Annotated in this window: 11 protein-coding genes; 8 read left to right on the forward strand and 3 right to left on the reverse strand. The window is 65.9% G+C overall.

Going from position 1 to position 8,778, the window contains the following annotated elements:
• Positions 1 to 64 precede the first annotated feature (64 nt).
• The 3 genes from B2W55_RS17350 (at position 65) to B2W55_RS17360 (ending at position 2,685) form a co-directional block, all read left to right on the forward strand.
• A complete protein-coding gene (locus tag B2W55_RS17350; protein ID WP_145987224.1) occupies positions 65 to 346 on the forward strand; it encodes a hypothetical protein in 282 nt (93 codons plus the stop codon).
• A 124-nt stretch (positions 347 to 470) separates the two neighbouring features.
• Positions 471 to 1,694: an MFS transporter gene (locus B2W55_RS17355; RefSeq protein WP_024582409.1), complete on the forward strand. Its 1,224-nt coding sequence runs from the start codon at positions 471 to 473 to the stop codon at positions 1,692 to 1,694.
• An 82-nt stretch (positions 1,695 to 1,776) separates the two neighbouring features.
• A complete protein-coding gene (locus B2W55_RS17360; protein WP_024582408.1) occupies positions 1,777 to 2,685 on the forward strand; it encodes an NAD(P)-dependent oxidoreductase in 909 nt (302 codons plus the stop codon).
• A gap of 74 nt (positions 2,686 to 2,759) precedes the next feature.
• Here the strand turns inward: B2W55_RS17360 and B2W55_RS17365 are convergent, their stop codons facing one another.
• The gene (locus B2W55_RS17365; RefSeq protein WP_024582407.1) at positions 2,760 to 3,305 is read right to left on the reverse strand and encodes a tetratricopeptide repeat protein; all 546 of its coding nucleotides are present in this window, start codon (positions 3,303 to 3,305) and stop codon (positions 2,760 to 2,762) included.
• 286 nt (positions 3,306 to 3,591) lie between these two features.
• Between B2W55_RS17365 and B2W55_RS17370 the strand changes: the two genes are divergently transcribed.
• Positions 3,592 to 3,921, forward strand: coding sequence for a His-rich protein BRANT (locus tag B2W55_RS17370; protein WP_024582406.1), 330 nt, complete (start codon positions 3,592 to 3,594; stop codon positions 3,919 to 3,921).
• A gap of 145 nt (positions 3,922 to 4,066) precedes the next feature.
• Here the strand turns inward: B2W55_RS17370 and B2W55_RS17375 are convergent, their stop codons facing one another.
• Positions 4,067 to 5,560 (reverse strand): FAD-dependent oxidoreductase, encoded by a 1,494-nt coding sequence (locus B2W55_RS17375; protein ID WP_024582405.1) that lies wholly within the window; start codon positions 5,558 to 5,560, stop codon positions 4,067 to 4,069.
• Between the two features lie 44 nt (positions 5,561 to 5,604).
• Between B2W55_RS17375 and B2W55_RS17380 the strand changes: the two genes are divergently transcribed.
• The 4 genes from B2W55_RS17380 (at position 5,605) to B2W55_RS17395 (ending at position 8,068) form a co-directional block, all read left to right on the forward strand.
• Entirely contained in the window at positions 5,605 to 6,123 is a 519-nt protein-coding gene (locus B2W55_RS17380; RefSeq protein WP_024582404.1) for a MarR family winged helix-turn-helix transcriptional regulator, read from the forward strand.
• A 70-nt stretch (positions 6,124 to 6,193) separates the two neighbouring features.
• On the forward strand, positions 6,194 to 6,634 hold the full coding sequence (locus B2W55_RS17385; protein ID WP_244442243.1) for a hypothetical protein: 441 nt from the start codon (positions 6,194 to 6,196) through the stop codon (positions 6,632 to 6,634).
• Between the two features lie 291 nt (positions 6,635 to 6,925).
• A complete protein-coding gene (locus B2W55_RS17390; RefSeq protein WP_024582402.1) occupies positions 6,926 to 7,642 on the forward strand; it encodes an outer membrane protein in 717 nt (238 codons plus the stop codon).
• 186 nt (positions 7,643 to 7,828) lie between these two features.
• On the forward strand, positions 7,829 to 8,068 hold the full coding sequence (locus tag B2W55_RS17395) for a DUF6719 family protein (RefSeq protein WP_024582401.1): 240 nt from the start codon (positions 7,829 to 7,831) through the stop codon (positions 8,066 to 8,068).
• A gap of 62 nt (positions 8,069 to 8,130) precedes the next feature.
• Here B2W55_RS17395 and B2W55_RS17400 read toward each other — a convergent pair whose 3' ends face one another.
• Positions 8,131 to 8,382, reverse strand: coding sequence for a hypothetical protein (locus tag B2W55_RS17400; RefSeq protein ID WP_024582400.1), 252 nt, complete (start codon positions 8,380 to 8,382; stop codon positions 8,131 to 8,133).
• Positions 8,383 to 8,778 lie beyond the last annotated feature (396 nt).

The raw sequence follows: 8,778 nt of genomic DNA on the forward strand, positions 1-8,778 counted from the left end.
GGCGTTGGAACGCGATCGGCACTGGCGCGTTGCTGTGCATCATTCGCGCGCAGAAGGGCCCTCCATGACAGTCAACGCGGCAATACTGATGGCGGCTCTGGTGCTGTCGGGGACCGTGTTGGCGCAGAGCTCCGGTCCATCGACCGGTTCGGCCGGGGCCGGGCAGACCGCCGCCAATGTCACCACCACCGGCCAGGCGCCGAACGCCGGCAAGACGACCGGCGACAGCGGTCAGCCGGACGGGACGGCGGCGCGTGCGGGCAGGCCGGACCCGGCAACGCCCGGCAACACGGTGGGAGCGAGCCATCGGCAGAAGCCCGACCGGCGTCTCGAGCATTATCCGTAATCCCTCATTATCCGTAATCCCTGGGGATGTTGGCCGGCCTGTGCCCGGCCGGACCGCCGCAGTCATGATACCGTCACGCCCGTTCGGCTAACCCAGCCTTTTGGGTCGAAATGCGGTGGTGGGAATGACGATGGCGGACCGGGCACGGGTCCTGGGCATGGACAGGCAGCTCGCCGGCGTTCTCCTCGTCCTCGCCGTTGCCCAGGTGTTCGGGTGGGGCACCCTCGGCCTGCCGGCCATCGCCGGCCACCAGATCGCGGCCGATCTGCGGATCCCGCTCCCCATGGTGTTTGCCGGCACCTCGGTTTTCTATGTGACCATGGGCCTGTGCGGGCCGCTGCTCGCCGGGCCGTTCCGGCGGGTCGGCGCGCGGCGCGTCATGATGATCGGCAGCGCCGTCGCCGCGCTCGGCTTCGTCGTGCTGGCCTGTGCCCGCGAGGTGGCGTTGTACTTCACCGCCTGGGCGATCCTCGGCGCCGCCGGCAGCGCCGCGCTGAGCACGGCCGCCTACATCATGCTGAACGAGGTGGCTGGGCGGAACGCGAAGGGCGCGATCGGCGCGCTGATGCTGGTCACCGGATTGTCCAGCAGCATCTTCTGGCCGACGACAGGGTTTCTCACCGCGGCGATCGGCTGGCACGGCACCTGTCTGGTCTATGCCGCGACGATGATTTTGGTCTGCCTGCCGCTCTACAAGTTCGGGCTGCCGCGCCGTGCGGTCGATGACGCCGAAGCCGCGCCGTCATCGCACCGGTCGGCCGCGCCGCCGCCGGCCAGAAGCACGTTTTTCCTTGTGGTCGCGGCGATTGCGCTGAACGCGTTCGTCAGCTTCGGCTTCAGCGCGGTGCTGGTGGAACTTCTGAAGGCGCAGGGATTGTCGGCGCCGGAGGCGATCGCGTTCGGCTCGATGCTCGGCATCGTGCAGGTCTCGGCGCGCGCGATCGATTTTCTCGGCGGCGGCCGCTGGGACGGTATCAGCACGGGACTGGTCGCCGGCGCACTGCTGCCGGTCGCGATGCTGATTCTGATCGCCGGCCACGGCAGCCACTGGGCGATTGCGGCCTTCATCCTGATCTACGGTCTCGGCAGCGGCGCGCTCGCGGTTGCGCGCGCGACCATCCCGCTGGCGTTCTACGACAAGAGCGAATTCGCCAAGGCCTCGTCCCATATCGCGCTGCCGTTGAACCTGATCTCGGCGGCGTCGCCGCCGACGCTCGCCTATCTGCTGACGCGGTTCGGCGGCAACGCCGTGCTCGAGCTCGCGATCGCCTGCTCGGTCTGCGCGCTGGTGCTGCTCGCCATCCTCGGCCGCCGCCGGCCGGTGTTCGAGATCACCGCGACCTCATGACGGCGTGGCGATTCGTGGGAAGGTGTCGGGCATGGTTCTTGCTTCGCACCGGCTGAGCGATCGCGTGACGCGTGGGGTTGCCATGACCCAAAAGACAATCGGCTTTGTCGGCTTCGGAGAAGCGGCCCGGTGCTTCGCGGCACATCTGGCGAGGAAGGGTGTTCCACCACCGCTGGTGTTTTGCGAGGGAACGACCAATCGTCCACCGTATTCGGAAGCGTTCCGGAGTATCGCCGCCGCGCACGGCGTCGAGCTGGTGGACAGCCTGCGCGAGCTGATGACGCGCGCCGACATAGTGTTCTCCGCGGTCGTGGTCGCGACCGCCATGCCGGTCGGCCAATCGATTGCCGCGTTGGTCCGGCCGGGGATGCTGGTGATCGACATCAACGCCTCGACGCCCAAGGCCAAGCGGCTGACAGCGGATGCCGTGCTGGCCAACGGCGGTGCCTTCGTCGACGCCAACCTGATGGGCGCGGTCAGCATCTATGGCGCGGCGGTGCCGCTATACTGCTCGGGCGATGGCGCCGAGCGCTTCGCCGGTTTGTTTGCGCCGCTCGGCTTTGCGATCGAGCACGCCGGCCCCGACGCGGGCACCGCAGCCGCGGTGAAGATGCTTCGCAGCGTGGTGACCAAGGGCATGGAGGCGCTGATCGTCGAGGCGCTCACCGCCGCCTCGCTGGCGGGCGTGCGCGGCGAGGCGCTGCGCGGCATCTGCGAGCCGATGGATGCGACGCGCTACAGCAAATTCGTCGACATGTGCGTGCGCACCGATGTGCTGCACGCCGAGCGACGCGCGGTCGAAATGGACGGCGTTGCGGAGGGGCTGCGCGAGATCGGCTTGCAGCCGATCATGACCGAGGCCACCGCCGCACGGCTCAGGACGTCGGCGCGGCTCGGCCTGCGTGATGAATTCGCGGCGCGTCCGGCCTACAGTGCCGACGACGTGCTCGATGCCTATGCGGCACGGACCGCCGGGTTGCAGCGCCCGTAGCCGCTGCGCTCGCCAGCAAAAAAGCCGGCGCGGTCGTGACGACCAGCGCCGGCTCATGCGTCAGAGCGTTGGGCTCAGTAGACCAGCCCGGTGCCGGGCGGCTTCTCAAGCGCGGCGGCGAGCGAGCGGTATTCCTCGCTGTTGGTGCCGGCGAGCTGGGCGATGCGGTTGAGATGGTATTGCGCCTGGTCGCGGTTGCCCTGCTCGACCTGCCAGAGGCCGTAATACTGCCAGGTCCGCACATGGGCCGGGTCAGCCTTCAGCGCGCGCTCGTACCAGATCTGCGAGACCTTGTAGTCGCCGAGCTTGCGATAGGAGTAGCCGATCAAATTGGCGACGTCGGCACGGTCGTCCTGGCCGAGCGCCTTGAGCTGCTCGATCGCGGCGGCATAGTCGTGCTTGTCGTAGATCGTGGCGTAGGCGGCGTGATAGCCGGCCAGGAACTTTTGATCGTCGATCGCGGAGCTCTTGTCCTTCTTGGTCGACTTCTTGCCCTTGCCGCTGTCGGAGGCCGGCGGCGAGGGATTGTCGCTGCCCGCGGCGTAGGCCGAGATCACCGGCCCGGCGACAAGCGTCATCGAGAGCACTGCGAGGCCCACAAACTTTGTCGTCTTGCTCATTCCTGGTTGCTCCTGATCGTTCCTGATCGTGCTCGGCAATCGTACACCCAAGCCTGCTGACTTGAACACCCGGGGGTGCAGAACATTCCCGGCCAACCCCACGATTGCGTGATGCCGTGCCAGCCGTGGCGGGCTGGGCAACATGACAGAGATGTCATTCACATGAATGAATTCCGTCAGCCCCCTTCAGAACGGGTTCAGTGCCCGGCCCATAAGGTCACGTGCATTGATCGGTGAGGCCGACCATCCGGCCGGAGACCTCTCGATCCCGACGAGGAGGACCACCATGCTGAAGACCATTTCCGCCGCGCTGCTCGCCATGTCCGTGATCGCAGCGCCGGCGTTCGCCACCGAGGCCGGCAAGACCACAACGCCCGCGCCGGTGACCACGACTGCCCCGGCGACCAAGGCCGCTCCGGTGATCAAGAGCGAGCAGCTGCCGTCGAAGGTGCGCAACGCCAATGCCAAGATGGGCCGCCATCACCACAAGCACTATCGCCATCACCGCCACCACAAGCACATGGGCATGTTGAAGGTGAAGGCGCCGAAGCACGTCTCCAAGCACGTCTCGGCCAAGGTCGCGACCAAGCACGTCGTGCCGGCCAAGCGCGGCTGATCGAGCGCGACTGAACCTGATCCGGAGGGCGTCGTTCGATCCACATTGCCCCGCTGCGCCCTCAGGATGCAGAACCGGCCCGCCTGTCCATTGCTTCCCCAATGGCGGCGGGCCGGAGTGCGTTCAGTCCCTTGCAGCGAGTGCGCTAGTTGAGGCCGACACGCCGCAGATAGTCCTCCAGCGTGTCGAGCGCTTCCGAACCGACGATCGCGCCGACATAGCCGTCGGGCCGCACCAGCACCCAGTCGCCGGCGTCAAGCTGATAGGCTTTGCGCAACGCGCCGGCATCGTCCACGATGTCGCCGCGCGGTCCGGTGGTGTGGATGCGCAGGTGAGGGCGGGGCGCGACCGCATCACGCGCCACCTCGTGACCGATCAGCGTCCAGTGCGGCCCCTTGAAGAGCTGGAACAGCTGCTTCGGCTGACCGGCGGCGCCGCGCAGCTGCGCGTCGGGGGCACGGTCTCCCGCGAGCAGGCCGCCGGGACGTTCAGGCAGCTCCAGTGCGAGCGGGGATCCGCCATAGCTGAGGTCGAGCTGATGCACTTCACGGCCGCGCCGCATGTCGCCGCGTTTGTTGGCGTCGAGCAGCTTGGTCGACAGGCCGAGCATTCCGGCCGCGATCGGACGCCGCTCCGCTTCATAACTGTCTAGTAGCGCATCCGGTGCGCCGGCGATCACGGCGGCCAGCTTCCAGCCGAGATTGTAGGAATCCTGCACGCTGGTGTTGAGGCCTTGGCCACCGGTCGGCGGATGAATGTGCGCAGCATCGCCGACCAGGAATGCACGGCCGATCCGATAGCGATCGGCGAGCCTTGCGTTCATGGTGTAGGCCGACGCCCACGCCACAGCGTCAATCCGGATGTCGTTGCGGCCGCTGCGCGCTGCGATCATTCGGGCAAGTCCCTCGGCCGAAAGGTCGACATCGCCCTCGAGCGGGACGGGCGCCTGCAACTGGAACAGCTCGGTGCCGGCAAGTGGGCACAGCGCGATCTGGCGCTCCATCGAACCCTCATGGAAGCGGTGCCAGGCATCGCGTTCGAGACCGCTCAAGGCGAGATCGGCCACCACCGCCCGCACGCCGAGCGTCTTGCCGGGGAAACCGATATCGAGCGCATGACGCACGAAACTGCGACCGCCATCGGCGCCGATCAGGTAGCGCACGCGGATCGTCTCCTCGGCGCCATCGCGGGCTAGAACCGCCGTCACGCCGCCCTCATCCGGTGTGAAGCCGGTCAGCTCGCAGCCGAATTCAACCTGGTGGCCGAGCTCGCGCAGCCGCTCGCGCATCACGCCCTCGGTGAGGAATTGCGGGATCATCAGCGGAACCTGGTAGGGCTCGGTCGGCGTCGGATCGCTACGCTCTATCATCTCGCTGTCGGTGAAGCCGCCGTCCGCATGGTGCTCGCGCTGCGGCGGGTAGGGACCGCCGGCCGCGACAATGCGGTCGACAATGCCGAGATCTTCGAAGATTTCCAGGGTCCGGGGCTGGATGCCCTTGCCGCGCGAGCCGTGAAAGGGGGCATCCATCCGCTCGATCAGGCGCAAGCGAATCCCCCGCCTCGCCAGCTCGATTGCCAGCGTCAGGCCGGCGGCGCCCGCGCCGATGATCAGAACGTCAGCTGCGAATTCCTGTGTCATGGTCCTCTCCATATGTGTAGTATGCACATAATTGGAGGACCTGGATGTCGTCAACGAAAAGGGTGCAAAATACACATAATCGTGAAACGGTACGGGCTCTGCATGAGGCCCTGATCGACATCGTCGGGGTGATGAACCGGCCGCAGCGCGACGAGCAGATGGTTCGCGAGGCCGGCATTTCGCTGGAGCGGGCGCTGTTTCCGCTGCTGGTCGTGATCGAACGGCGCGGTCCAATCGGGGTGGTCGAGTTGGCCGACCGCGTCGGACGCGACTACACCACCGTCAGCCGGCAGATTGCCAAGCTGGAAAACCTCGGCCTCGTCGCACGCCAGGCCGGCGCCGGCGACCGCCGGGTCCGCGAGGCGATCGTGACGCCGAAAGGCAAGACGATGACGGATGCCGTCGACGCCGCTCGCGAACGGCTCGCCGATGCCGTCTTCACAGGCTGGGACATGCGCGACGTGCAGGAGTTGGTTCGACTGATGCGCAAATTTGCCGACAGCATCAGAAGCGATGTGCTCGACGACGATGCCGCGTCGCGGCTCCAGCGTGCCAAAGAATGAGCCGGCAGCAATAACCGAGTTGCGAATTCCCTTCGGCCGCGCGGCGGTCTAAACAGACGGCCGGGGACTCATGACACAACGACGTTTGCGGATTCTGGCACAACTGGCGGCGATCGCGCTGCTCTCGATTCCGCTCGCCGGCTGCCTCACCAGCGATGACGGCGGCAGCTCCACCACCTTCACCGACGATCGCGGCGTCGCCAACCAGCCGTTTCCGGACAGGTACCGCGACCAGATCCTCGCCTTCATGCGAACTTACCTGAACAATCCGGTCGGGGTCCGCGAAGCCGGGATCGCCGAGCCGGTGCAGCGCACGGTCGGCGGCCGGCTGCGCTACGTGGTCTGCCTGCGCTACAGCGCAAGGGATACCGATGGCAATTACCGCCCAGCCCGCGAGCGCGGCGTCCTGTTCGTCGACGGCCGGCTCGACCGCATCCTCGACAACGCCGCCGAGGCCTGCGCCGGCGCGTCCTATGCGGCATTCCCGGAGCTGGAAAAAATGACGCGCTGACGCGCGGCGGCCTGTCGCAGCGTGCCCGACCGGCAGGTCTGACCGGATCGTTAGCGAACTCCGATCACTTTTCGGGGAGCCTTGAACTGCAACTTAGCCGCCCGCGACTTATATGCAGCCGAAATGCGGTTGCTTAACCGGTGAAAAAACCTTCCGTGCCAAGGAACAAACGGGCGTTGTTGCGACCCCGTCACAGTACGGAAACTTCACAGGTGCGGCATTGCCCCAAAGCAACCCAATTGAGGTCACGTTGTTTGTCTTAACAGCGCAACGTCGTAACGGGGATCAGAGATGAAGAAGTTTTTGCTGGGCACAGTCGCGCTGGCCGCTTTTGCGGGCCCGGCGTTCGCGGCTGACATGCCGGCCCGCACCTATACCAAGGCCCCGCCGCCCTATACCGCCCCGGCGCTGGTCTACAACTGGACCGGTTTCTACATCGGCGGCCATGTCGGCGGCGCCTTCACCGATGGCAACAACCTGATGGGCAGCGATGCGCGCTTCCTGGGTGGCGTGCAGGGTGGCTTCGACTATCAGTTCGCCCCCAACTGGGTGATGGGTATCGAGGCGCAGTATTCCTGGCTGCCGAGCTCGTCGAACAATGGCCTGACGTTCCCCGCCGGAACGGTCGTGACCGGCAACACCGACCAGATCGGCTCGGTGACCGGCCGCCTCGGCTACACCTGGGGTCCGGCGCTGCTCTACGCCAAGGGCGGTTATGCCTGGCGCGACAACAACAACATCACGGCGTCGGTCGGCGGCGTGCCAGCGGCGTTCACCACCGATGGCGGCCACAAGGACGGCTATACGGTCGGCGCCGGCCTCGAATACATGTTCGCTCCGAACTGGTCGGCGAAGGCCGAGTACCAGTATTACAATTTCGGCAAGACCACCTTCACCGGCGGGCCGGCCGACATCGTCGGCGCGAGCTTCCGGAACGACGAGCATACCGTCAAGCTCGGGGTCAACTACCGCTTCGGTTGGGGCGGTCCGGTGGGCTCCCGCTACTGATTGCGACGTCCTTTACCGAATTCGAAAAGGCCGGCCTTCGGGTCGGCCTTTTTTGTTGGCCCGACGCTTGCTTATTCAGCCGATATTCACGCCTGATCGTGCAATGCAAAAAATAATTCCTGCATTGCACGGAACTTTCATCGTGATGCGGTATTGTGCGGTTGCCGGGCTGGTGGACAAACAAACATGCGTAGCTTTGCGTTAGGGCTGATCCTCTCTGCGGTCTCCGTGCCGTGTCTTGCCCAGACCATCCTCAAATCCGAACCCTTGGCGCTTGCGCCCTACGAGGTCGTGTTCGTTCAGGACGCGTCCTGCGCGGCCGGCAAGGTGTTGAAGGTGACGGGCGCGATCCGGGGTCTGCATCGGCGCAAGATTTGCGTCTCGCTGGCCGCCGAACAGGCCTCGCTGGCAACGGCGACGCCGTAAGAGCAACACCGATCGCACTCGCGCCTCCGGCCCGTACCCGCGCGCCGGCCCCATCGGTGTCTTCAATTCAACCGCGGCTCCTGGCGCGCTTCACGATCGGCATCGGCCTTGTTCTGGACCGGGTCCTCATTCGGCTCGAGCTGGCAGGGCCGGATTTCGTAGTTGTTGTCCAGCACCGGACGCGGCGCGGCCGTCTCCTCCTCGCTGACGGCATCCACCACCAGCCCGGATTTCCTGGCGAGCTTCCACACGTCGGCCTCGGTCGGATAGGCCTTGCTCAGCTTGGCGTCCTGATAGAACAGCGCATACGGCATCGGTCGGTCCCCCAAACACCGACAACGCCGGCCGGCGTTCCCGGTTTCCTGCGAGATTGCCGTTCCAATCACGGAACCGTGAGCGCATTCCCGGGTAAGCATCTGAAAATGTGAGTCATTTCGGACCTTTCGCCGGCGAGCCCTGAGTCCTTAATGGCTGGTAAACCCGGGAAAAAAGAATCCCCGGGACTCTCCGGGTAGAATCGCCGGATGCTCCAATCCATGAGAGCGATCCTTCAGACCCCCCATGAACGCGTGCACTGCGCGCTCGCGCTCGCACTGCTCGCGGCCTGTGCCGCGAACGTGGCGCTGGTCTGGTCCTGGCTCTAGGCTCTCGGCTTCAGTCAAACTCCTGACGTGGCGACCCACGGCGAAAACGCCGGGGCCGCGCGACGC

This window comes from Bradyrhizobium sp. UBA2491 (assembly GCF_002341725.1).
GTDB lineage: Bacteria > Pseudomonadota > Alphaproteobacteria > Rhizobiales > Xanthobacteraceae > Bradyrhizobium.

What these genes read in the sequence shown, in the direction of transcription:
- B2W55_RS17400 (WP_024582400.1), bottom strand. Translation starts at nt 8,382, where the DNA reads ATGCCGTATGCGCTGTTCTATCAGGACGCCAAGCTGAGCAAGGCCTAT.
- B2W55_RS17395 (WP_024582401.1), top strand. Translation starts at nt 7,829, where the DNA reads ATGCGTAGCTTTGCGTTAGGGCTGATCCTCTCTGCGGTCTCCGTGCCG.
- B2W55_RS17375 (WP_024582405.1), bottom strand. Translation starts at nt 5,560, where the DNA reads ATGACACAGGAATTCGCAGCTGACGTTCTGATCATCGGCGCGGGCGCC.
- B2W55_RS17350 (WP_145987224.1), top strand. Translation starts at nt 65, where the DNA reads ATGACAGTCAACGCGGCAATACTGATGGCGGCTCTGGTGCTGTCGGGG.
- B2W55_RS17390 (WP_024582402.1), top strand. Translation starts at nt 6,926, where the DNA reads ATGAAGAAGTTTTTGCTGGGCACAGTCGCGCTGGCCGCTTTTGCGGGC.
- B2W55_RS17360 (WP_024582408.1), top strand. Translation starts at nt 1,777, where the DNA reads ATGACCCAAAAGACAATCGGCTTTGTCGGCTTCGGAGAAGCGGCCCGG.
- B2W55_RS17370 (WP_024582406.1), top strand. Translation starts at nt 3,592, where the DNA reads ATGCTGAAGACCATTTCCGCCGCGCTGCTCGCCATGTCCGTGATCGCA.
- B2W55_RS17385 (WP_244442243.1), top strand. Translation starts at nt 6,194, where the DNA reads ATGACACAACGACGTTTGCGGATTCTGGCACAACTGGCGGCGATCGCG.
- B2W55_RS17365 (WP_024582407.1), bottom strand. Translation starts at nt 3,305, where the DNA reads ATGAGCAAGACGACAAAGTTTGTGGGCCTCGCAGTGCTCTCGATGACG.
- B2W55_RS17380 (WP_024582404.1), top strand. Translation starts at nt 5,605, where the DNA reads ATGTCGTCAACGAAAAGGGTGCAAAATACACATAATCGTGAAACGGTA.
- B2W55_RS17355 (WP_024582409.1), top strand. Translation starts at nt 471, where the DNA reads ATGACGATGGCGGACCGGGCACGGGTCCTGGGCATGGACAGGCAGCTC.